Source organism: Fimbriimonadaceae bacterium (genome assembly GCA_019454125.1).
In the GTDB taxonomy this organism is placed as follows: domain Bacteria; phylum Armatimonadota; class Fimbriimonadia; order Fimbriimonadales; family Fimbriimonadaceae; genus JALHNM01.
Map to the genome: position 1 here is coordinate 2,055,185 of CP075365.1, position 23,832 is coordinate 2,079,016.

Genomic DNA, 23,832 nt, shown 5'->3' on the forward strand with positions numbered 1-23,832 from the left:
TTCCCCAGCCGCGATGAGCCTTTTTGGAGAAGCCTTGCCAAGGACAGCAAACATGCCAACGCTCGCACGACTCCCGAGACGCCTTTTGGGGGGAGCCATGCTCCTCGCACCGGTCGCCGCACTGGCCTCAGAAGCTAACGTCCGCCTGAGTTTTCGCCCGCAAGACCAGATTTACCTGATCGTCTCGCTGGTCATCGGCATCATTTCGATCATCGCCGCCTTAGCCTTCCGCTCGCATGTCATTGCCCAATCGCCGGGCAATGAAAAGATGCAGGAAGTCGGCAAAGCGATCCACGAGGGGGCCCTCGCCTACCTTGGACAACAGTTCCGACTTATGGTCGTGTTCATCGTCGTCCTCGCGATCGGGCTATACGCGCTTTACCAAGGCGACTACGGCGCGACGGTCGCCACCTTCGTCGCCGTGTGTTTCGTCCTCGGCGTCTTGGCCTCTTACGTCGCGGGCTTCGTCGGCATGGACATGGCCGTCCGCGCGAACATGCGGGCCGCCGCCGCCGCCCTCACGAGCAACAAACGGAGCCTTGAAGTCGCGTTCCGCGCTGGCGCCGTCGCCGGCCTCATGACGGTCGGCATGGGCTTGATCGGCGCCACGCTGATCCTCTGGCTCGGCCAGAGCGACGCGATGAAGTACCTCATCGGCTTCGGTTTCGGCGGCTCCTTGGCCGCCCTTTTCATGCGCGTCGGCGGCGGTATCTATACCAAAGCGGCCGACGTCGGCGCCGACCTGGTCGGTAAGGTCGAGGCGGGCATCCCCGAGGACGACCCGCGAAACCCGGCCGTCATCGCCGACAACGTCGGCGATAACGTCGGCGACTGCGCCGGCATGGCGGCCGACGTCTTCGAGTCTTACGAAGTCACCCTCGTTTCCGCGATCGTCCTGGGCGCCGCCACGGCCGTCCTCTTCGACACCGAGACGTGGATGCGGCTCGTCCTTTTCGCCCTCATGGCGCGCGGCGTCGGCATCATCGCTTCGATCGTCGGGGTTCTGATGGTGAAGGGCAGCGACAACGTAGACACCGACCCGCTGAAGCCGATCACCTTCGGTTTCCAGGGTTCGGCGCTCCTCGCAGCCGTCCTCACATTCGGCCTGGCCTACATGATGCTGGGCGGCGTCCCGAGCGTCGGCGGGCCGGTCGTCACCAACCTGGTGACCACCCGGGCCCAGAAGGAGTTCGACGAGATTTCCCGCATCAAGGACATTCAAAAGGAGCTGGCCGTCAGCAAGAACGTGCCGCTCTACGAAGTCACCGCCGCGGACATCGAGAACGACAAGCGCGCGCAAGAACTCTTCCCCGTCAAGGCCGAGCTCCAGCAGGCGGTCTCTCGAGCGCTCTTCACGCCTGAAGACCAGATCAAGGCGCCCGAGCCGACCGAGGGCTTTTCGCCTGTCGACTGGTCGGACACCAAGCGCCCGCTCCTGACCTACGCCACCACCGAGCAGCAGCGGCCGGACAACCCGGCCCAAGCACCGCCGGAGCCGACGACGATGTCGCTCGCCGACCGCCTTTCGAAGGGCGACATGCGGTACTACAAGCTCTCGGTCGAGTTCGACGTCCCGGCTGCGCCGGGCAGCGACGCCAAGCCCGAGAAGCAGACCCAGACCTTCTACTACGGCCCCACCCGCAAGGACGACTTCGACAAGCTGGTCAAGCAGGCGCAGGACCAAGGGCAGAAGATCAAGGTCGAGGGCGACTTCCCGATCAAGTACATGACGACCCGGACGGGCAAGCTTGTCGTCGGCATCGTCGACAACAAGAGCGAGGTGCCGATCCACAAGGTCGCCGGCCCTCCGATCACCTACTACGAAGCCCCGGTCGCCAAGATCAAGGAGCTGCAGGAAAAGCAGAAGGCGAGCCCGCAGACCCAGGTGCCGATGCCCCAGATGCAGACGGCCGAGGTCGTCGGGGTCCGAGAGGTGCCCGTGCCGTACTTCAAGTTCTTCGGCTGCGTCTTCTTCGGGATCATCATGGCGTTCCTCTTTGAGCGCCTGACCGACTACTACGTCTCGCTCCACAAGAAGCCGGTGCGCGAAGTTGCTGCGGTCGCCACCGCCGGCCCCGCCCCGATGATCATCCAGGGCATCGCCCTCGGAAAGGAATCGGCCGTGATGAGCCTCTTCGCGATCGTCGCGTGTCTCATCGCCCCGCTTCTCATCTTCCCCGCCAGCGAGTACGGCAGCTACATCCTGTCGTTCTACGGCATCGCGTTGGTCGGCCTCGGCCTCCTGACGACGACCGGCTACATCCTGGCGATGGACACCTTCGGCCCCATCAGCGACAACGCCCAGGGCGTGTTCGAGATGTCGGGCGCCGGAGCGGACAACCCGACCGCCAGCAAGGGCATCCAGCGGCTGGATGCGGCGGGCAACACGACCAAGGCTCTCACCAAGGGCTTCGCGATCGCCACTGCGGTCGTCGCGGCGGTCGCGCTGTTCCACGCCTTCGTCGAATCCGCCATGCTCAACGGCATCGGCATGCGCCTGGACGTGCCCGAGATCTTCCTTGGGCTCCTCATCGGCGGCGCCGCCCCCTACCTGTTCGCCGCCTTCTCGATCAACGCGGTCGGCCGAGCGGCCTTCCAGCTGATCAACGAGGTGCGCAGGCAGTTCCGAAGCGATCCGGGCATCATGGCCGGGACGTCGAAGCCGGACTACGCACGGTGCGTGGCGATCGTCACCTCCGCGGCGCAGAAGGAGCTTCTCGGCCCAGGCATCCTCGCGATCGCCCTGCCCGTCATGGTCGCCTTCGGCTTCTCGATCGGGAAGGCCCCGACCGAAATCGGAGGCCAGCTCTATAACCTGACCGGCGCCCAGGCGCTCGGCGGCTTCCTCGCCGGCACCATCCTCAGCGGCCAGCTCCTGGCCGTGATGCTCGCCAACTCTGGCGGTATCTGGGACAACGCGAAGAAGCTCATCGAGGACGGCCTCCACGGGGGCAAAGGGACGGAAGCCCACAAGGCCGGCGTCGTCTGCGACACGGTCGGCGACCCGTTCAAGGACACCGCGGGCCCTGCCCTCAACCCGCTGATCAAGGTCATGAACTTGATCGCGCTGCTCCTCGTGCCGGCGATCATCGCGCCGCTCAAGCAAGAGGTGCTCATCGTGATCACCGTCGTCTCCGCGATCTTCCTGGTCATCGCGTTCGCGATGTCCAAGCGGAGTTCGCTGGGCAGCGAGATGGCCGCGATCGAGAGCTCCACGCCCCCCAGCGCTTAAAGCCAGTCCGCTGGTAAAGCGGATCGAGAGCCCGGAGGCCAACCCTCCGGGCTCTCTTCTTTTGTCCGGGAGGGCTACAATGCGCTATGGCCGATCCACAAGATGTCCAGGCGACGAAAGCGCTACGGAGCGAACTCGGACGGCGGTTCGTGGACACCACCCAGGCCGACGTCCGCGTGATGCACGGCGTGGCCTACATCCGAGGCGTTGTGAAGCCCATCAAGGGCGGGAACCCGGACGTCAAGGCCGCGCTCGAAATGGTGGCGAAGTCCATGCGCCAGAAGGGGCTGGTCCGCGACGTCGTCATCGATTGCGCCTTCCGAACCTGAAGCGGCGTCCTGGGCCAAAAGGGCAGACGGCCCGCCACCCGAGGAACCGCATACCGGAGTTCACCCGTTAACGCTTATAACCTGCTAAGGGACTGACCATGACTCTTCTCACTAAATCCGCCGCCGTTCTCTTGGGGATCGCCGCCCTCAGTTTTGCCGCCCAGGCAGGCGCCAATGACGTCAAGGAGCTGCAAGGAAAGGCCATCCCTGCCTTCACCATGACCACCATTGACGGCAAGACCGTCTCCAGCAACTCGCTGAAGGGTAAGCCGTACGTGCTCGACTTCTGGGCCACCTGGTGCGGCCCCTGCAAGAAGGCCACCCCGTTCATGCAGAGCCTCTACAGCGAATTCGGCTCCAAGGGCCTGGTCGTCGTCGGGGCCAACGGCCTTGAGGACACCAAGGGCGCAGGCCCGGCCAGCAGCTATGCCAAGGAGCACAAGCTGGGCTACGTGATGACCCACTCCAACGACGCTTTGATGCAGAAGTGGGGCGTGACCGGCGTGCCGACCATCATGTTCGTCGATAAGACGGGCAAGGTCCGCAAGGTCTACGTTGGCTTCGCCGACAGCCTGAAGGCCGAGATGAAGGCGCTGGTCGCCGACATGGTCGCCGGTAAGTAACCCACACCCTCGAACCAAGAAAGAAAAAGCCCCTCCCACGGCACCGCGGGAGGGGCTTTCTTGCGCCAAGCGCCCGTTACTTGCGCTTGATCACGGGGTCGGCCGGGGCCAGGGGCCGGCGCGGCGGGTTCTTCTTCATGTCTTCGAGCAGCCACTTTACGGCCGCATCGATCTGCGGGTCGATGCCTTTGACGAAGAGGTTCGGGTCGCTCGGGACGTCGATGTCCGGCTCGACACCCGGCCCCTCGATCACCCAGCCCTCTTTCAGCGTGTACATGCCGTAGTTCGGCACGCTGATCGCGCCCCCGTCGACCAAGGGCCAGCCGGGCGAGCTACCGACTTCCCCGCCCATTGTCCGACGCCCGATCACAGGGCCGGTCTTCAGGTCGCGGAAGCGGTGCGGGAATTCTTCGCCACACGAGATGTTGAACTCGTTCTGAAGGCAGGCGATGGAGCCGGGGAAGTAATTGCCCTGGCGCGTGAACCCGCGCGGGTTGTTGCGCTGGTTGAAAAACCCGGTCAGCTTCAGCGAAAGGGTCCGGTTGATGAAGTCCTGCACCCAGCCGCCGTCGTTATAGCGCGTGTCGACGATCAGACCGTCCTTCTCCCGGGCGGGCGCGTACTGCTTCAGGAAGTCGGCCATGTCTTCGTTGCCCATGGCGGATAGGTGCAGGTAGCCGATGCGTCCTCCCGACGCCTTCGCCACGTACTCGCGGTTCTTCCGGACCCAGTCGAGGTACCGCATGCGGTCCTCGCTCCCCACCGGCTTCACCTTGACCTCCTTGGCACCCTCGGCGGCCGGGCGGTCGTTCACCTTGATCGAGACCGTCTGGCCCGCGCGGCCCACAAGGCCGGAAAGGAAATCGCTGCCGACTTTCGCCGGCATTCCCGCGACCTCGATCAGGTACATACCCTCCTTCACGCCCAGGCCCGGCGCCAGCAGGGGTGACCGCTCCTCGGTCCGGAAGCCGTCGCCGCGCACCAGCTGCTTGATGCGGTAGTAGCCGCTGGCGTCCGGTTCCAGGTCCGCACCAAGATAGCCGTTCTGCTTCATGCGCTTATCAGACTGCACGTCGCCCGGCGACCGGTATTGGTGGCTGGAACCCAGCTCCGACTGCATCCAACGGATCAGCTCGTCGAGTTCGGTGCGGTGGCGGACGGAGGGCAAGAACGCGGCATATTTCTTCCCGATCGCGTCCCAGTCCACGCCGTGCATGTTCGCCACGTAGAAGTAGTCGCGGCTTAGCCGCCAGGCGTCCCAATAGATCTGGTCCCACTCCGCGCGCGGGTTCACGGCAAGGGTGAGGTTGCCGAAGGAGACCCGGCCCGATTCGCCCGGCGCGTCGTTCGCGCCGACGTCCACCACGCGGAAGACGCGCCCGCTTCCCGTCAGGAGCTTCTTGCCGTCGGCAGAGACCTGGAACCCGTCCCCGCTGGTCACTGTCCCCTGCTTCTTGTTCTTCAGGTCGTAGAACGAGATGCGCCCGTCCCCGGCCATCAGCACGCGGTCGCCGACCACGGCAATTTGGCTATAGTTGCCCGCCGCGACGGGCAGCTCGACCTTGCGGTCGGCGATGCCGTCGAGGTCGATCTTTGTCACGGGGCCGGACGGGGCCTCCTCCTTCTTGGGTTCTTCCTTTTGCTCGTCCTTGGCGGCCGGCTTCGGGTCCTCCTTCGGCTTCTCGTCCTCGTCTTCGGCGGCGAAGGGCGAGGCTTGGTCGGCCTGCAGGGGTAGGAGCACCGCGATGGTGGGCCGGCTCGCGGCGAGAATGCCCTGCCAGGGGTCGTAGTCCAGCGAGATTTGCCGCGTGCTCAGGAAGGCCAGGTACTTGCCGTCCGTACTAAAGCTCGCGGCAAAGTCACTGGCGGAGCCATCGCTCACGCACGTGGTCTTCCCCGAGGTCACCTCATAGAGATAGACCTGGGTGATATCCGCCACCAGCATCGGCAGGTGGTAGGCGAGCCAGCGACTATCCGGAGAGAAACTCACGGCGACCCCGTTCCAGGGCTCCATAGTCGTCGCCACCGCGCGGGCCGTTCCGCTCGACGCATCGACCATGCGGATTTCGCCGCGACTGTCCTGCAGCACGATCCACTTGGAGTCCGGCGACCAGTCGAACTGGGTGATTTGCCCGTCGCGGTCAGTGGTCAGCCGTCGGGCGCCGGTTCCGTCTGACTTTGCGACCCAAAGGTTGGGCTGGCCACCCTCGTCGCTGACGAAAGCGACCCACTTCGCGTCGGGCGACATGTTCGGCTTGCGGAGCCGAACGCCGTCCTTCGCCATCCACACCCGGGCCTCGCCATCCTCCGCCGGCAGCGAGACGATCTGGCCACGGGACTCGCAGAGCACGCGCTTCCCCGTCGGCGTGATTCTGGCGGCCGTAGCGAGGTTCTCTGCCGGGGTTCGATATGGGCGCGTGTACCGCAGGTCCGAGTCCAGCCGGAAAACGACCTCGCGGACCTTCTTTGTGGCAGGGTCGAGCATCTCCAGCCCCCTGCCCTTCTCATAGACCAGGCGCTTTCCGTCCCCCTGCACTTGCCGGACCTCCATGTCGTATGGGCCGGCGACGGCGACCGGCTTGCCGCCCTCCGCGCCCACCGACATCAGCGTGAACTTGGCGTTCGTCTCGTTCACGAAGTAGATGCGGTCGCCCAGCCAGCAAGGGAACTCGTTGTTGCCGGGAAGGTCGGTGACCTGGCGGAAGGTGTTCTTCGATAGATCGCCGGTCCAAATCTGGTTTTGAACGCCGCCGCGGTAGTGGAACCACGCCATGTAGGTGCGATAGAAGCGGGTGAAGGCGATGCGGTCGCCGGCCGGCGCGGGGCTCACGTGCGAGGCGAACTCCAACGGGAGCAGGGTCGGTGCGCCGCCCTCCGCCGGCACCGAACTGACGGGGCTCACGGTCGGCAGGATGCCGGACTTATAAAGGATGCCGCGCCCGTCCGCGGTCCAATCGTCCGGGATCGAAACCCGCGCGCCGTAGGTCAGGCGCTTGGCGGGACCTCCCGTCACCGGGATCGTATAGATGTCGTTGACACCATCGTACTGGGCGCGGAAAGCGATGATGGCGCCGTCCGGGCTGAAGCGCGGATGGGTCTCGATCCCAGGATCGCTCGTCAGGCGGTGGGCTCTTCCGGTTGAAAGGTCCCCGATCCAAATATCGCCTTCGCTCTGGAACGCGACCTGGTCACCGTGGATGTCCGGAGTGAACATGAACGGCCGGTCGACTTGGGCAAGCGAGAGGAGCGGGGAGATGACGACGACAAACAGCGCTGGGTGCCGCACGCGGAAAGTTTAGCCCGTGCCTAGGCCGTCACGGCCGCAAGGACCATGTCGCAGGCTTCCGAGATGGAGTCGGCGAGTTCGACGCCCGTGCCGCGCAGTTCTTCCCGGCTGTGCATGCCGTAGGTGACGCCGACCACCAGCCCGCAGCCGGCCGAGAGCCCCGCTTGGATGTCGCTCGGCGTGTCTCCGACCTTCGCCACATGCCCGGGCATCTCTACCCCAGTCCGGCGCATGGCCTCGAAGATCATGTTCGTATGGGGCCGGCCCCGGGAAACCTCATCGCAAGCGACGCTCGCGTCAATTCGATCCGCCCACCCCGTCCGATAGATCATGGCGTCCGCGACGGGCCGGCTCAGACTGGTGTCCAAAGCGACCTTGACGCCAGCGCCCCGCAGCCGCTCGAAGACCGTGCTTGCACCCTCGACCTCGCACACACCCGGCTCCACGTGGTAGAAGCGCACCATGCGCGTGACGAAATCGTCGTGGATGCGGCGCACGAGGTTCGGGTCGCTGTCCTCCCCGAGCAGCTCGGCGATCATCAGGGGCTTGGGAAGGCCCATGAGTTGGCGGCAAGCCTCGGGGTCTCTGGGATAGCCGTTCTCGGCCATGGCGGCCGCGACCGCCTCAACGACATTAGAACCGTCGCGAAGGGCCGTGCCGGCGATGTCGAAGAGCGCGAGCTGGATGGCCATATTGTCTTATGTTACTCACGCTGTTTTGAATTTTCAAAGAACTACCCGTCCTTTTTCGCAATCTGTAGAACCTGGTACCCTATCAAGTCCCGCTGGCGGTTCGGACTGACCCCGCCGCCCGTCTGGATATCTAAGCCGTGCCCGACCAAGAACCTCGGATCCTCTCTGTCGACATCGAAGACGAGCTTGCAAAAAGCTATGTCAACTACGCGATGTCGGTTATCATCGCCCGGGCGTTGCCCGACGTCCGCGACGGGTTGAAGCCCGTCCAGCGCCGCATCCTTTACGCGATGCGTGAGCTGAACCTCACGCCGCAGAACGCGACCACGAAGTGCGCGAAGGTCTGCGGTACGACGAGCGGCGACTTCCACCCGCACGGCGAGGCGATCATTTATCCCACGCTTGCCCGCCTGGCGCAGACCTTCACCTTGCGCTATCCGCTGGTCGAAGGCCAAGGGAACTTTGGCAGCATCGACGGCGACGCGCCGGCCGCGATGCGGTACACGGAGTGCCGCCTCACGCCGATCGCGATGGAGATGTTGGAGGACCTGGATCGCGACACCATCGACTGGGTGCCGACCTACCTCCAGGAGAAGAACGAGCCGACCGTCCTGCCCGCCAAGTTCCCGAACCTGCTGTGCAACGGCGGCCAAGGGATCGCGGTCGGCATGGCCACCTCGCTCCCTCCCCACAACCTCACCGAGGTCTCCAATGCCATCCTCCACCGGATCGCGAACCCGGATTGCGACCTGGACGCGGTGCTGGAGCACATGCCCGGCCCCGACTTCCCGACCTACGGGCTCATCATGGGCACCAAGGGAATCCGGAGCGCCTATGAATCCGGCCGCGGCAGCATCGTCATGCAGGCCAAGACGATGATCGAACCGATCGAGAGCGGAAAGTCCGCGATCGTCGTCACCGAGCTTCCCTACCAGGTCAACAAGAAGAACCTTGTCGCGAACATCGCGGCCCTGGCCAAGGCCCGCAAGTTCGACGGCATCACCGACGTCCAGGACTATAGCGACAAGCGCGGCATGCGCATTCAAATCGAGCTGCGCCGTGACGTCAACCCGAACAAGGCGCTGAACTACCTGCTGAAGCACACCTCGCTTCGCACCACGTTCGGCGCGATCATGCTCTCGCTGGTCGACGGGGCGCCGCGAGTCAGTCCGCTGCTCACCATCCTCGACGAGTACATCCGGCACCGCCGCAAGGTGATCGACCGCAGGACCCGCTACGAGCTCTCCCGCGCCCTCGACGAAGTCCACGTCAACGAGGGTTACCAGATCGCGCGGCGGTTCCTGGACGACGTTATCCGCACGATTCGCGCCTCCGCCGATTCGACCGAGGCTCTGGTGCGGCTGGTCCGCGAATTCGCCATGTCGCCCTACCAGGCCAAAGCCGTGCTGGAGATGCCGCTCCGTCGCCTGACCCAGCTTGAGCAGTCCGACTTGGAGAAGGCGTACAAAGACGTGCTGCGCCGTGCCCAGAACCTCATGGACATCCTTGCGGACCCCGTCCGCCTCACCAAGGTCCTGACGGACGAGATCGTCGCCATGCGCGACAAGCACGGCGACGACCGGCGCACCAAGATCATCGCGAGGGAGGCGGGCGACTTCGACGAGGAAGACCTCATCCCCGAGGAAGAGGCGATCATCTCGATCAGCCGCGACGGTTACATCAAGCGCATCTCGCTCGACGCCTATCGCCAGCAGAAGCGGGGCGGAAAGGGGATGAAGAACGTGATGAAGGCCGAGGACGAGCCAGCCCACCTCTTCCAGGTCAACACTCACAACACGATCCTCTTCTTCACCGACCGGGGCAAGGCCTATAAGCTGCGCGCCTATGACATCCCCGAATCGGGGCGCTACGCCCGCGGGATGCCGGTGATCAACTACATCGCCATCGATAGCGAAGAACGGGTCACCGCCGCCGTCCGCGTGAAGAACATGGCTGAAGAAGGCTACTTGGTCATGGTCACGCGACTTGGTGAAGTGAAGCGGACGAACCTTTCGCGCTTCCAGAACCTCCGCAGCAACGGCCTCATCGCCTTCGACATCGAAGAGGGCGACGAGCTCGGCTGGGTGCTTCAGTCGTCCGGCAACGACGACATCATCATCGTCACCCGGGAGGGCATGTCCATCCGCTTCAAGGAAACGGCCGCGCGCGACCGGTCGAGGGCAGCGGGCGGCGTCCGCGCCATCAACCTCCGCACGGGAGACAGCGTCGTCGGAGCCGACTTGGCGGACGACGCCTGCACCCTCCTCGTGGTCGGCGAACACGGATATGGCAAGCGCACGCCGATCAGCGACTACCGGCTGCAGGGCCGCGGCGGCACGGGCATCCTTACGATGAACGTCACCGAGAAGACGGGCAAGATCGTGAGCGCGGAGGTCGTCGAGGACGACGACAAGCTCCTGGTCCTGACCGTCAACGGCAAGGGCATCCGGCTCCGCGTCCGCGACATCCGGCTGGTCAAGCGCGTCGCCCAAGGCGTGAAACTGATCAACTTGGCCGATAACGACTCCATCGCCTCGATCGCCCGGCTCGTGGACACCCCCGAAGCCGACGACATCGAGGACGACGACTCGGAAGAGACCGAAGAGTAAAGTTCGACCCTGATGGTTCTCGGGCCTACCCTGCTCCTATAGGAGCAGGTGCTTCGTCCGAAACTATTAGGGTCAACTATGCAACCGGGCCAGTATTCGAACTATCCTCGCGCTCCAATCCAAGAGATCAACTTCGGCACGATCAAAGAAGGCTGGGATTTGATCCTGAAGAATTGGCAGCCCTTCGCCACGGCCAGCCTTATGGCGCTCCTCGTCGGCCTTGTGGTCTATGGCGTGGGATTCATCCCGCTCTTTCCGATGATCATGGCTTCGGCCAACCCGGACAACCAGACCGCGAGCACGATGGGGCAGCTCACGCTGCAGTTCATGATGCTGCCGGTCATCATCCTGGCGATCGCCCTTGCCTCGCCCTTCTACGCGAGCATGACCCACATGACCTTGAAGCTCCTCTCGGGTCAGAGCCTGGAGACGAACGACGCCTTTGTGGGCTTCCAGCGGCTGGGCCAGATCATGGTCGCGGGCGTTATCATGGCGATCGGCGTCTCGGTCGGCTCGCAGTGTTGTTATCTGCCTGGCTTCTTCATCGGGGGGATGACGATGTTCACCTATCCGCTGATGTTCACGCGAAACTACGGCCCGATGGACGCGTTGAAGGAGAGCTGGAACATCCTCATCAAGCACGTTTGGATGGCGATGCTCTTCTACCTCGTGATCTCGCTGCTGGCCGGCCTTGGGGTCTGCGCCTGCTTCATCGGCGTCTTGGTCACGATGCCCTTGCTCTACGTCTGCCCGGCCCTGGTCTTCCGTGACTTTAACGTCCAGCCGGTCGGCATGGTCGATGCTCCGGTCACCACCCCTGGCCCCGAGAGCGGGACGATGTTGGATCCGGAAGCGCCCTAGGCCGGCGTCTCGAAAACTCTCTCCCAGCGAAGCCCGTCCACGCCGAAAGGCGCGGGCGGGCTTTCTTATGCCCAGGCGGAACAGCAGTTGCAGGGCCCGCGGTGGGCTGGCGGGAAGATGTTGGGGGACTGACTGGGCCGCCCCCTCTCACCCACCAAGCGGGCCACAAGGCGCCGTGGGGTGGGCAGTGGGATGCTTAGGTGATTCGGGCGGCAGCCTGGGCGCCTGCGGCCGTCGATTGCCCCCCTCGCATCAAGCAGGCGGGCCACAGGGGGACTCTGGGGTTGAAGGTGCCGGTGCCTGGCGGGCGAGGGCCGGGCGCAAAGAAGAGGACCCCGGTCTTTCGACCGAGGCCCCCTGTTGGTCTGAAGTCCGGTTGGACTTACTTCTTGCGGCGGCGGGCAACGAAGGCCGCGACGCCAGCGCCGAGAGCGACCATGGTGGTCGGCTCCGGAACCGCGTTGGCGCGGACGAGCCAGGCGCCCGGCAGACCGATTTCGTCCATGCGGAAGCTACCGATGCCGCCGCCGACGTTGTTCGGGTCGAAGCCGTTAGCCGTGCCGCTGCCACCGACCCAGCTGCGAAGGCCGTTGCCGTTCGGGCCGCTCTGGTCGAGCGAGCCGGGGAAGCCGCCGGCGCTGTGGTTGATCGCCACGCCGACATAGAAGCGGTTGTTGAAAGCGCCAGCAACGCTCACGCCGCCGGTGGCGACGCTCTGGAAGCGGTCAGTGTCGATCGAACCAGCAGCAACCGTGCCGACGCCCTGGCCGACGAGGGTGATCTGGCCGGTCGCCCAGCGAGTGCCGCCCGAGTTCTGCGTCCAGACGAACCAGCGGAACGACTGACCGGCGGTGACTCCCGAGGAGCCCGGGAAGCTCGGCGAACCCCAGGTCATATCGACCGTGGTGATCACGTTGTTGCCACCCGAAATGTCGAACTGGTTGGCCCAGGCGAGGTTGCCACCGGCGGTGAGGCCGATGCTGTTCTCGGAAGTGCCGTCGTCAATCGTGTAGGTCTGAGCGTTAGCGGCCACGGCGACCATGGCGAGAGCGATAAGGGTTACCTTTTTCATGGGAAAGTCTTCTCCTGCAAGAACTGTCGAGCCTCTGATTACCAGAAGATTCGACATCACGGGGATTGTGACGCGCGAGACTCTGTATGTCAAGAGTCTAGCGCCAGAATCAGACAACTCTAGCAGTAATACTTGTCACGCCCAGGTTCAGACCCTGGGATTGGGCACGAAGTCGCCCCCACGGCACCGTTTCAAATAAGCCAGGGCATGCACCTGGCCCGTCATCTCCAAGTCCCCGCGGTAGACGGGGTCGTGCCATCCCTCGATGTCGATCGAGCCCCGCCATCCTGCTTGCCGCAGGATCGAGAAGACCTGCGTCCAGTCGGTGTCGCCAAAGCCCGGCGTCCGGTGCCAGACCGTGTACTCGCCGCACCGGGTGCCCTCACGACGGATCTTGTCCCAGTCCACGTTCGCGTCCTTCCCGTGGACGTGGGCCACTTTCCCCACCCACGTTTTGAGCTGGGTCAAAGGGTCTACCAGGCTCACCATCTGGTGGCACGGCTCCCACTCCAGCCCGAGCGCCGGCGACGGCACTGCGTCGAACATCATCTCCCAGGCCCGGGGCGCATGGGCGATGTTCCATTTCGGCCGCTCCCAGTCCCCGCCCATGTGGCAGTTCTCAAAACCGATCCGCACCCCGCTGTCTTCTGCCAGGCGGGCGAGAGGGGCGAAGACCTCCTTGAACCGAGGGATGGATTGGTCGACCGGCCGGTCTTCCAGGGCGCCGGCAAAGCCGCACACGCAGTCCGTCCCGAACAGGGGCGCCGCCTTGATGACCGCCTCCCAGCCCGTGCGGCACTCCTCGTCCTGCAAGGGGTTGCCATAGAAGCCGAGCGCCGAGACCGCCGCCTTCCCTTCCAGAGCCCCGCGGACCTCGTGCGCCGTCCGCTCTAGGTCGATGCCGTCCAGCGACTTGCCCAGTGTGAGCTGGAAAGTCTCGAAGCCGTGGGGCAGCACCTGACGTATATAGTCCGCGGCCCCCCGCATGGGCACCAGGGTCCCGATGCGGATGTCTTGGTGGTCGGCTCGGCTCATGTGACCGTTTAGGCTACCTGCGGGGCACGGCCACCAAGTGCCTGCGGAGGTCCCTCGCACGCAACCGTCGAGACCGCCGGCCGTTTCAAGAAGGGATGCAGTGGCCCCTAGGACCGCGATGATGATGTGGACGGTCGGCTGTCAACCGGCGGCGGCGCCCACTCCACGCCCAATGGCCGGGGCTTCCACCGACCCCGTCTACCTGGGGGCGGTCGCCCAGCTCGAAGACGCTGCCGTCTACGACGCCAGCTACCAGCCCATCCGGTATCCGGGCGGCGACGTTCCGAAAGACCGCGGGGCCTGCGCCGACGTCGTCGTCCGCGCCCTTCGCCATGCCGGGCTCGACCTGCAGAAAGCCATCCACGAGGACGCGGCCCGGCACCGCTATCCCCGCATCGGCACCCGGCGCGACCGGAACATCGACCATCGGCGGGTAGCCAACCAAGTCGTCTACTTAAAACGTCACGGGAAGGCGCTTGCAAACGACCGCGACTGGCGGGCGGGCGACATCGTCGCCTGGGTCCTGCCTAACGGGCGCGACCATATCGGGATCGTGAGCGAGCACAAAGGACGGTCGGGAAACCTCGCCGTCATCCACAACATCGGCCGCGTGAGCGAGGACGACGTCCTCTACGCGTGGCAGGTCGTCGGGCACTACCGGGCAAGCTTGCGGACGGACCGGTAACATTCCGACCGTGCGATCCCCGGCCGTTCCGCCCGAAGAGCGAATGACCGGAGTCTATAAGGACACCTGGGGTTGGAACGTCGGGTTCGCCGCATACTGGTTCGCCACCAGCTACAAGTGGTTCATCCTTCTCACGTTCGTCCTCCCGGACCTCGTCGCAAAGATCGTCGGCGACGCTGACAAGAACTCCGCATGGGGCATGGTCTATGGGATAGGGGCTGTCTGGGCCGTCTTCGGCCCCGCCATCTTCGGCACCCTCAGCGACCGCATCAACACCCGCTTCGGCCACCGGCAGCCCTTCATCGCGGCGGGCGCGGGGCTCACCGTGCTGGCCGTCTGGGCGGTCGGCTCTTCCACCACGATCTTCGCCCTGACCTTGGCGTACCTGCTGCTTCAGGTGGCGGACGACGTCGGCACGGGCCCCTATGGAGGAATGGTGCCGGAAGTCGTGCCAGAGCACCGGCGTGGCTTCGCCAGCGCCGTGATGACCTTGTTGCAGCGGCTCGCCGAGATCGCCACGGCCCTCGCCGCGATCGTCCTGCAAAGGCCGGACCTCATCCTGGTGGGGATCGCGGTGGTCAATGTCCTTTGCGCGGCCTGGACGATCCGCTCCATCTCCGGGTTGCGCCCGGCGGAGCGCCCGCCGGACAAGCCCCGGGCGCCCTGGCACCGAGCCTGGATCGACCCCTGGTTCGACCACGACTTCCGTTGGCTGTGGTTCACGCGCCTGCTCACCTCGGCCGCCGCGTTCCTGGTGACGAACTACATGCTCAACTATTTGAAGGACATGTTCCCTTCGTTCCGGCTCTTCGGCATCGACCTGGGGGATGCGGGAAGGGGCCTGCAGCTTCTGGGGCTGACCCTTTCGATCGGGGCGAGCGTGGGCGCGTTGATCGCCGTGCGCCTGGCGGACACGGTCGGCCGCAAGCGCCTGGTCTACATCTCCGGCTGGGTGATCTCCCTCATGACGGTGCCCTTCGCCTTGGCGCGGGACTATACGGCGATCTGGGCCATGGCGATTGTCCTAGGGGTCGGCAGCGGGGTGCGGGGCGCGGTCGACTGGGCGATGGCGGCGGACATCGTGCCGGACAAAGACGAGGCCGGGGGGCAAATGGGGCTCTGGTCGAGCAGCCAGACCGCCGTCCAAATCTTGGTGGGGGGCGCGGGCGCCGTGATCCAGCATTTGAACGAGCAGAACATGGGTGTCGGCTACGTTTCCGCCATCTGGCTGGCGGGTTTGCTGTTCCTTGTCGGGACGTTCCTAGTCCAGAAGGTTCGCGGCAGTTCGTGACGGTCGGTGGGTAGGGCCATCCAGGCCGGTATCCTCTCGCCTCTCATGAGCTTCGTGCAGCGCACGCATTGGTGCGGCCAAGTCCGGTCGGAACACGTTGGCGAACGGATTGTCCTTAACGGTTGGGCACACCGCGTCCGCAACCTGGGTGGCCTCGTCTTCGTCGACCTCCGAGACCGGACCGGCCTCATCCAGCTCATGCTCGACCCGGACGCGGTGGGCAAGCAGGACATCAAGCCCGAATCCTCGCTCAGCGTCTCGGGCACCGTCGAACTGCGCGACCCTGCCAATGTCAACGACAAACTCGCCACCGGCGAGGTCGAGGTCCGCGTCACCGGCTTCACGGTGCTGGGAGACTGTGGGGTGCTGCCTTTCCCTGTCAGCGACGAGGACCAGATGACCAAGGTCAACGAGGAGCTCCGCGTCAAGTACCGCTACCTGGACCTGCGCCGTCCCTCCATGCACCGGCGCCTGGCCATCCGCGCCGCCGCCGTCGGCAAGATGCGGCGGTTCCTGGACGAGCGCGGGTTCATCGAGGTCGAGACCCCCATTTTCACAAAGTCCACGCCCGAGGGTGCCCGCGACTACCTCGTGCCCTACCGGCTGGAGGCGGGCAAGTTCTACGCCCTCCCCCAGAGCCCGCAGCAGTACAAGCAGCTGCTGATGGTGGCCGGCGTCGAGCGGTACTACCAGATCGCCAAATGCTTCCGCGACGAAGCCCAGCGCGCCGACCGCCAGCCGGAGTTCACCCAGCTCGACCTTGAAATGTCCTACGTCTCCCAGGAGGACGTCCTCCAGTTGATCGAGGGCATGACGCTCGACGTCGTGAACTCCGTCATCCAAGACTTCGCGCTTGATAAAGACCCGGTGGAGCCCTTCGTCCGGATGACCTACGACGATTCGCTCCGGCTCTATGGCAACGACAAGCCGGACCTGCGCTTCGGCCTAGAGATCTTCGACATCTCCGCCCTCGCCGGGGCGTGCGACTTTTCGGTGTTCAAGAACGCGGTGGCGGGCGGTGGCCACGTCCGAGGCGTCCGGTACCCGGGAGGGGCCAAGTGCAGCCGGAAGGACGTCACCGAGCTTGAAGAGTTCTGCAAAGGCTTTGGCGCAAAGGGCATGGCGTCCCTCTACATCGAGGGGGCGGAGTCGGAGAGTTCGGTCGCCTTGGGCGACGGGCGCTTCGTCCGCGGGGCGATGGCGAAGTTCCTGAGCGTGGACGAACTCATTCGGATCGTCGACGAAGGCAGCGCCGAAACCGGAGACCTGCTCTGCTTCATAGCGGACAGCTACGCGGTGAGCTGCGAAGTCCTGAGCCGCTTGCGGCTCCTGATCGGCGACCGTTGCGGGCTCCGCGACCCCCGCAAACTGAAGTTCGCCTTTATCCTCGACTTCCCGCTCGTCGAGTGGAACGAGGACGAGCAGCGCTGGGACCCCACCCACCACCCGTTCACCTCGCCCAAGTTCGAGGACATGATCTACCTGGAGACGGACCCCGGCCGAATCCGCGCGGACTGTTACGACGTGGTCTGCAACGGCACCGAGTGGGCGTCCGGCTCGATCCGAATCCACCGTCCGGACGTGCAGGCGCGCATCTTCCGCCTCATCGGCGTCACGGAGGAGGAGCAGCAGGAGCGCTTCGGCCACATCCTGGAAGCGTTCAGCTTCGGCGCTCCGCCCCACGGCGGCATAGCCCCCGGCATCGACCGCCTGGTCATGTTCCTTTGCGACGACGACAACATCCGCGATGTCATCGCCTTCCCGAAGCTAGGCGGCGGCTACGACCCCATGATGGAGGCCCCGTCCGACATCAGCAACACGCAGTGGGACGAGCTTGGCCTCGTGGTCAGGCCCGCGCAGAAGGCGCAGGCCTGACCTTTCGCGGCGTCACTTCCTGGACCGACGGGAGAAGCTCGCGGCGGCGAGACCTGCGGCCAAGAGCAGCGACGGCTCCGGGACGATGCTGATTTCCTGGACGGTGAACCCGACGAAGGCCGTTTCGAACCCGGGCGTGACCGTCGTGTTCCACTGGAAGGCGCCCGTCCAGTTGCCGGGCGCGAACGGCGAGCCGGAGTCGTCCAGATCGGTGGCGCTTCCGTCCGTCAGCAGGTCCCGCAGGCTCGGATAGCCGCCCATCTGCTGGTGGTCTTGGTTTCGGAACGAAGCCTGGGCCGTGAATGTCGAACCGGTCGGGTCGGTGACCGAGAACGCGCTGGGATCCATCGTCGCGGAATCGTCGTCCGCCGTCCCCGCCAGGTCGATGTCGTGGTAGCTGAAGAGACTGAGGCCGATCGAGACGGTCGAGAGGTTCTGGACCAGGAAGGCGGTGGTCAGTTGTGCCCGGCCTGGCCCCGTCTCAATGAGCTCGTACTGGACGAGGAACTTGAGGTGGGGTCCGCCGGGGACGCCGCCCGCGCTCTCGGTGAACTCGGCTTCGGCCGTGTTCCGGTCGGAGGTCAACCGCGCGAGGTTCGAGACGGCGTACTCGCGGGAGTCGTTGCCCGCCCGGAACCAGAGCCAGTTCTGGTGCGGGCTGGCGACCCCGCCCTGGAAGAACGTTCCTGTCCCAAAGTTCGCGCTCAGGCGGTCGCCGGACATGTCGTTCAGGCTGTAGGTTGCGTCGCCGTCGGTCAGGAGGATCGAGTTCTGGGCGTACCCCGGGGCAAAAATGCTCACAAGCGCGAGCAATGAGATGGTTCGCTTCATGGCGGGACTCGCAGCCGGCCATCGTTGCGCCGGCTCGTCTCACCATTGGCCTTGTCCCCAGAAATTGTGACAGGGCTTTGGCGGCCAAACCGTTGTCCTGCGCGCACGTTCGGGGCCGCCGAACTTCGCCCGGTTCGGCCCGGCAAACTTTCCGCGCACCCTGACAAAATTCCTGCATCCCTACAAGATGCAGGCCCGTCTCTACCCTCGCGACCCAACATCTTGAGTTCCGCGCGAACCTGGACGTACTAAAGACTATGAAGTGCCCCTACTGCGGCGATCCCGACCAAAGAGTGCTCGACTCCCGCCCCGCGCGGGACGGAGAGGCCATTCGGAGGAGGCGGGAGTGCACCCGGTGTGGCCGGCGCTTTACCACGTTCGAGGCGCCTGAACTGGCCCGTCCCTACGTTCTGAAACGGAGCGGGGAGCGCGAAGAATTCGACCGGGAGAAGCTGCTGCGCAGCATGGTGCTGGCCTGCGGCAAACGCCCGGTCGGGATCGAGCGCCTGCAAGGCGCGGCCGACAAGATCGAGCGCGACCTTTCGCACCGGTTCACCGGCGAGGTGCCGAGCCGAGTGATCGGGGAACGCGTCCTGCACGAACTCTCGCAGTTGGACGACGTCGCATTTGTCCGGTATGCAAGCGTCTACCGGGAGTTTGACAGCCTCGAGGAGTTCTCGGCTCTTATCGAGGACGTCAAAAGGGCCGAAGGGCCGAATCCATCGGCTCTCGCCATCATGCCAAATTAGTAGACACACGGTAACATATATCACGGAGGATCACGACCAGCCATGAAAATTATTCGGTACTTCACCCGCGAAGGGCGCGACCGCTACGACGGCATCGCATTTGAGCCACGGACCAGCGAGATTCGGAACCCCGACGGCTCGGTCGTCTTCCGCATGGAGGGCGTCATGGTGCCCGCCCACTGGTCGCAGGTGGCGACGGACATCCTCGCGCAGAAGTATTTCCGCAAGGCTGGCGTCCCTGGCACGGACCACGAGACGGACTCCCGTCAGGTCTTCCACCGGCTCGCCGGCTGCTGGCGCAGTTGGGGCGAGCGGCACGGCTATTTCGATACGATCCAGGACGCGGACGCCTTCTACGACGAGCTCTGCCACATGCTCGCACGGCAGGTCGCGGCCCCGAACAGCCCGCAGTGGTTCAACACCGGCCTCCACTTCGCCTATGGCATCGAAGGCACCTCTCAGGGCCATAGTTATGTCGATCCTAAAACCGGCAAACTTGAACAGAGCCGCAACGCCTATGAGCGGCCGCAACCGCACGCCTGTTTCATTCTCGGGGTGAGCGACGATCTCGTCAACTCGGGCGGCATCATGGACCTATGGACGCGCGAGGCGCGGATCTTCAAGTACGGCTCCGGCGTCGGGACGAACTTCTCGCGCATCCGCGCGGAGAACGAGCGCCTCTCGGGCGGCGGCAAGTCGAGCGGGCTCATGAGCTTCCTGAAGGTCGGCGACCGCTCTGCCGGGGCGATCAAGAGCGGGGGCACCACGAGGCGCGCGGCCAAGATGGTGTGCCTCGACGTCGACCACCCCGACATCCGCCAGTTCGTCAAGTGGAAAGTGGTCGAGGAGCAGAAGGTCGCGGCCTTGGTCACGGGATCCGCGCTGAACAAACAGCACTTGAACCAGGTGGTCGCCGCCTGCGAGGAAGGCGAGAGCGAGGCCCGCTTCGATCCCCGGCAGAACAAGGCCCTGCGACGAGCCGTCGCCCGCGCAAAAGCGGCAGGCGTCAGCCTGAACTACATCCAGAGAGCGATCCAACTGGCGCAACTCGGGTGGACCAGCATCGACTTCCCCGTCTTTGACACCGGCTATGAGAGCGAGGCCTATGTCACGGTTTCTGGCCAAAATTCTAACAATTCCGTGCGCGTCTCGAACGAGTTTCTCCGTTCCGTGCAAGAGGGCGGGCCCTGGGAGCTGAAAGCCAGGACGACGGGCGACGTGCTCGAGACCATCGACGCGGACGACCTCTGGAAAGAGATCTGCTATTCGGCATGGGCGTGCGCCGACCCCGGCCTCCAATACGACACCACGATCAACGATTGGCACACCTGCCCCGAAAGCGGTCCAATCCGAGCGAGCAACCCGTGCAGCGAGTACATGTTCCTCGATGACACGGCGTGCAACCTCGCCTCGATCAACCTTTGCGCGCTCTTCAACCCAGAGACCGGCGAGTTCGACATCGAGGGCTATCGCCATTCGATCCGGCTCTGGACGATCGTCCTGGAGATCAGCGTCTTGATGGCGCAGTTCCCGTCGCCGGAGATCGCCGAACTGAGCTACGAGTTCCGTACGCTCGGGCTTGGCTACGCGAACCTCGGCGCGCTCCTGATGCAGATGGCGGTGCCCTATGACAGTGACCGCGCGTGCGCGATCGCGGGGGCGCTCACCTCGATCCTAGGGGGCGAGAGCTATGCGACGAGCGCCGAGATGGCCCGCCAGCTCGGCCCCTTCCCGGGGTATGAAAAGAACAAGGCTTCGATGCTCAAAGTTATACGCAACCACCGAAGGGCGGCGTATGACGCCGCTCCCGAGGAGTACGAGGGGCTGGGCATCACCCCGGTCGGGCTGAGCGCGGCGAACTGCCCGGACGACCTACTCCAGGCCGCCCGCCAAGCCTGGGACGACGCCCTGGAATCGGGCGAGATCCATGGCTACCGCAACGCGCAGGTCACGGTCTTGGCGCCCACCGGAACGATCGGGCTCGTGATGGACTGCGACACCACCGGCATCGAGCCGGACTTCGCCCTGGTGAAGTTCAAGAAGCTGGCGGGCGGCGGTTACTTTAAGATCGTGAACCAGTCGGTCCCGGTCGCCCTTCGCCAACTCGGCTACTCGCAAGAGCAGATCGAGGACATCGTTAACTACACGGTTGGGCACCAAACCCTGGACGGATCGCCCGCGATCACGCATGCCGAGCTCCGCTCGCGCGGCTTCACCGACGAGGTGTTGGCGAGGCTCGAGGATGGCCTGAAAGGCGCGTTCGAGCTGAAGTTCGCGTTCAACAAGTGGTCCCTCGGCGAGGACTTCTGCCGGGAGACGCTCGGCTTCAGCGACGACCAACTGAACGATTGGGCTTTCGACATGCTCGCGGCCCTCGGTTTCAGCAGGCAGGAGGTGGAGGCCGCGAACGACTACGTCTGCGGAACGATGACCATCGAAGGGGCGCCACACCTGCGCGAGGAGCACCTGCCCGTCTTCGATTGCGCGAACAAGTGTGGGAAGAAGGGCCGGCGCTACATCTCCGCCGCCGGGCACATCCGCATGATGGCCGCCGCCCAGCCGTTCCTGAGCGGCGCGATCAGCAAGACGATCAACCTCCCGGCCGACGCCACCATCGACGACGTCAGCGACTCCTATTTGCTCTCGTGGAAGCTCGGCCTGAAGGCCAACGCGCTCTACCGCGACGGCAGCAAGCTGAGCCAGCCGCTCAACGCTGGTTCGGACGACGCTGCCGCCGCGATCCTGGAAGCGGCTTTGGAGACCGACGACACTGCCCTCGAAGCGAACGAGGACCTCGCCGCCGCGCTCCGAAGCCACGACCTGCAAATCTCTGCCCACGAGGCCGTCCAGCAGATCGCCACGCGCCTGGTTTACCGCTATATCGCGCGGCGGCGGGTGCTGCCAGCGCGGCGGCGCGGCTATACACAGAAGGCGCGGGTCGCGGGCCACAAGGTCTATATCCGAACCGGCGAATACGAAGACGGGGCGCTGGGCGAGATCTTCATCGACATGCACCGCGAAGGCGCCGCCTTCCGGTCGCTTATGAACTGCTTCGCGATCGCGGTCTCCCTCGGCCTTCAATACGGCGTGCCGCTCGAGGAGTTTGTGGAGGCGTTCGTCTTTACGCGCTTCGAGCCGAACGGTCCCGTCCAGGGCCACGACAACATCAAGATGTCGACATCGGTGATCGACTACATCTTCCGCGAACTCGCCATGACCTACCTCGGCCGGAACGACTTAGTCCAAGTTTCGCCCGACGATGTTCGACACGACTCCATTGGTTCCCCTTTGCAACCAGGGCTGGACTTTGAGGAGGAAGAGGACGGGCCTGAGATCGTCGGCACCCCACCCGGCGTCGCGCGCGGAAAGCACATGGGCGTGCAAGAGCACGACGACGACCTGGAGGACGATGACGAGGAAGAGCCGCTACCCGTCAACAGCAACGGCGCCCGCGCCGCCGTGCTCACGTTCAACGAGGACCGTCGCTCCTCGGTCCGGGTGGCGAGGCCGAGATCCGAGACTCGAGCGACCTCGCCGGCCATGTCGGTGGAAGAGCGGGTCCGCCAGGCGAGGCTGAAGGGGTACGAAGGCGACGCCTGCAAAGAGTGCGGCGCATTCACGCTCGTCCGCAACGGCGTGTGCCTGAAGTGCGACTCCTGCGGCTCCACGAGCGGCTGTAGCTAAGGGCGCGGCCGGGAAAGAGGACGCCCCACCGCGATACCGCAGTGGGGCGTGGAGGATCTATGCGAGGGCGAGAGCGGCTTAAGCGCGCTTGCGGCGGAGGAACGCGGCCACGCCGGCGCCGAGGGCGATGATCGTCGCCGGCTCCGGAACCGACTCGGTCGGCTTGTCGTGCAGGTCGATCCAACCTTGCTTGCGCCACTGCCAGCCGCCGTTCTCCTTCAAGAAGCCGTTCTCGTACTGGGTGGTCAGGCCGGAAACCTGGTGGAACCAGATGCCGATGTGCTCGCCATAGGCGAGACCGGTCCACTCGCCGGGGCCGCCAGGGCCGGGGTTCGCGGGGACGTGCGCGTTGATCGCGGTGGCGTCGAGGTCGACTTTCATCGTACGCGTGCCGTTCGCCTCGTTCACGACGGAGAGCTGGTTAATCCAGCTGGTGGTGACCTTCGACGAGACGATCTTGTCGGGCGGCTGGTTGCCCGCCTGCGGAGCGCCGTCCTGGTACGACGTGTCGCCGTTGATGCCGTTGTAGGCATAGACGGTCAGGGTCGGGTCGCCGCCGTTCAAGAACGTGGTGGCGTCGAAGTACATCAGGGCAAGTTCGCCAGCGTGGCCCTTAGGGTTCGGGCCGCCGCTGACGGCGAGCCAGAAGCCCTCGGTCTTGTCGTTCTGCGGGGTCGCGGCGAAGTTAGCGGTGAACGTGAAGCGTTGGCTGACGGTGTTAAACGTCGAGCGTATGTCGGTGACGACGCCACCGGACATGTTCGTGCCCGACGTGTCGCCGTCCCACACCCACTGATACTCGGACGCGTTGGCCCGCCCGGCGAGCGAGCCGACGAGGCCGACCACCAGGGCCGAGAGATATTGAGTCCTCTTCATTATCGGAATTCCTTAGCCAATGCGGCTTGCGACCGGAGTTACAGGAGGTGTGCCAAGCCGACCCCGGCCCGAGAAGAACCGGCAAAAGTGACTAAGGGGACT

16 protein-coding genes are annotated in these 23,832 nt (G+C 64.8%); 10 read left to right on the forward strand and 6 right to left on the reverse strand.

The genetic code is table 11. The features are described 5' to 3' along the window. The first annotated feature begins 52 nt into the window (after positions 1 to 52). The 3 genes from KF733_10080 (at position 53) to KF733_10090 (ending at position 4,184) form a co-directional block, all read left to right on the forward strand. Positions 53 to 3,232 carry a sodium/proton-translocating pyrophosphatase gene (locus KF733_10080; GenBank protein ID QYK55351.1) on the forward strand — a complete coding sequence of 1,060 codons (3,180 nt, stop codon included), beginning with the start codon at positions 53 to 55 and terminating at the stop codon, positions 3,230 to 3,232. Positions 3,233 to 3,318: 86 nt separating this feature from the next. Then, positions 3,319 to 3,561 carry a hypothetical protein gene (locus tag KF733_10085; GenBank protein ID QYK55352.1) on the forward strand — a complete coding sequence of 81 codons (243 nt, stop codon included), beginning with the start codon at positions 3,319 to 3,321 and terminating at the stop codon, positions 3,559 to 3,561. A gap of 98 nt (positions 3,562 to 3,659) precedes the next feature. Further along, on the forward strand, positions 3,660 to 4,184 hold the full coding sequence (locus tag KF733_10090) for a TlpA family protein disulfide reductase (protein ID QYK55353.1): 525 nt from the start codon (positions 3,660 to 3,662) through the stop codon (positions 4,182 to 4,184). A gap of 76 nt (positions 4,185 to 4,260) precedes the next feature. On the opposite strand, the gene KF733_10095 is transcribed toward KF733_10090, so the two are convergent. Further along, on the reverse strand, positions 4,261 to 7,470 hold the full coding sequence (locus KF733_10095; GenBank protein ID QYK55354.1) for a PD40 domain-containing protein: 3,210 nt from the start codon (positions 7,468 to 7,470) through the stop codon (positions 4,261 to 4,263). 20 nt (positions 7,471 to 7,490) lie between these two features. Then, complete coding sequence (locus KF733_10100; GenBank protein ID QYK55355.1) at positions 7,491 to 8,162, reverse strand: HAD hydrolase-like protein; 672 nt, start codon at positions 8,160 to 8,162, stop codon at positions 7,491 to 7,493. 137 nt (positions 8,163 to 8,299) lie between these two features. Between KF733_10100 and gyrA the strand changes: the two genes are divergently transcribed. After that, complete coding sequence (gene gyrA / locus KF733_10105; GenBank protein ID QYK55356.1) at positions 8,300 to 10,771, forward strand: DNA gyrase subunit A; 2,472 nt, start codon at positions 8,300 to 8,302, stop codon at positions 10,769 to 10,771. Positions 10,772 to 10,849: 78 nt separating this feature from the next. Continuing rightward, positions 10,850 to 11,632, forward strand: coding sequence for a hypothetical protein (locus KF733_10110; GenBank protein ID QYK55357.1), 783 nt, complete (start codon positions 10,850 to 10,852; stop codon positions 11,630 to 11,632). A gap of 382 nt (positions 11,633 to 12,014) precedes the next feature. Here KF733_10110 and KF733_10115 read toward each other — a convergent pair whose 3' ends face one another. Both KF733_10115 and KF733_10120 read right to left on the reverse strand, forming a co-directional pair. Then, entirely contained in the window at positions 12,015 to 12,704 is a 690-nt protein-coding gene (locus tag KF733_10115) for a PEP-CTERM sorting domain-containing protein (GenBank protein ID QYK55358.1), read from the reverse strand. 147 nt (positions 12,705 to 12,851) lie between these two features. Further along, a complete protein-coding gene (locus KF733_10120; GenBank protein QYK55359.1) occupies positions 12,852 to 13,739 on the reverse strand; it encodes a sugar phosphate isomerase/epimerase in 888 nt (295 codons plus the stop codon). A gap of 100 nt (positions 13,740 to 13,839) precedes the next feature. Between KF733_10120 and KF733_10125 the strand changes: the two genes are divergently transcribed. The 3 genes from KF733_10125 to aspS are packed head-to-tail and all read left to right on the forward strand — an operon-like array spanning position 13,840 to position 17,590. After that, entirely contained in the window at positions 13,840 to 14,424 is a 585-nt protein-coding gene (locus KF733_10125) for a DUF1287 domain-containing protein (protein ID QYK55360.1), read from the forward strand. Positions 14,425 to 14,434: 10 nt separating this feature from the next. Further along, the gene (locus KF733_10130; protein QYK55361.1) at positions 14,435 to 15,715 is read left to right on the forward strand and encodes an MFS transporter; all 1,281 of its coding nucleotides are present in this window, start codon (positions 14,435 to 14,437) and stop codon (positions 15,713 to 15,715) included. Between the two features lie 45 nt (positions 15,716 to 15,760). Then, positions 15,761 to 17,590 carry an aspartate--tRNA ligase gene (gene aspS / locus KF733_10135; GenBank protein QYK55362.1) on the forward strand — a complete coding sequence of 610 codons (1,830 nt, stop codon included), beginning with the start codon at positions 15,761 to 15,763 and terminating at the stop codon, positions 17,588 to 17,590. Between the two features lie 12 nt (positions 17,591 to 17,602). Here the strand turns inward: aspS and KF733_10140 are convergent, their stop codons facing one another. Next, a complete protein-coding gene (locus tag KF733_10140) occupies positions 17,603 to 18,421 on the reverse strand; it encodes a hypothetical protein (GenBank protein ID QYK55363.1) in 819 nt (272 codons plus the stop codon). A 257-nt stretch (positions 18,422 to 18,678) separates the two neighbouring features. On the opposite strand from KF733_10140, the gene nrdR reads away from it, so the two are divergent. Continuing rightward, complete coding sequence (nrdR, locus tag KF733_10145) at positions 18,679 to 19,170, forward strand: transcriptional regulator NrdR (protein QYK55364.1); 492 nt, start codon at positions 18,679 to 18,681, stop codon at positions 19,168 to 19,170. A gap of 42 nt (positions 19,171 to 19,212) precedes the next feature. After that, positions 19,213 to 22,854, forward strand: a complete 3,642-nt coding sequence (locus KF733_10150) for a vitamin B12-dependent ribonucleotide reductase (protein QYK55365.1) — start codon at positions 19,213 to 19,215, stop codon at positions 22,852 to 22,854. A gap of 78 nt (positions 22,855 to 22,932) precedes the next feature. On the opposite strand, the gene KF733_10155 is transcribed toward KF733_10150, so the two are convergent. Then, the gene (locus KF733_10155; GenBank protein QYK55366.1) at positions 22,933 to 23,730 is read right to left on the reverse strand and encodes a PEP-CTERM sorting domain-containing protein; all 798 of its coding nucleotides are present in this window, start codon (positions 23,728 to 23,730) and stop codon (positions 22,933 to 22,935) included. Between the last annotated feature and the right edge of the window lie 102 nt (positions 23,731 to 23,832).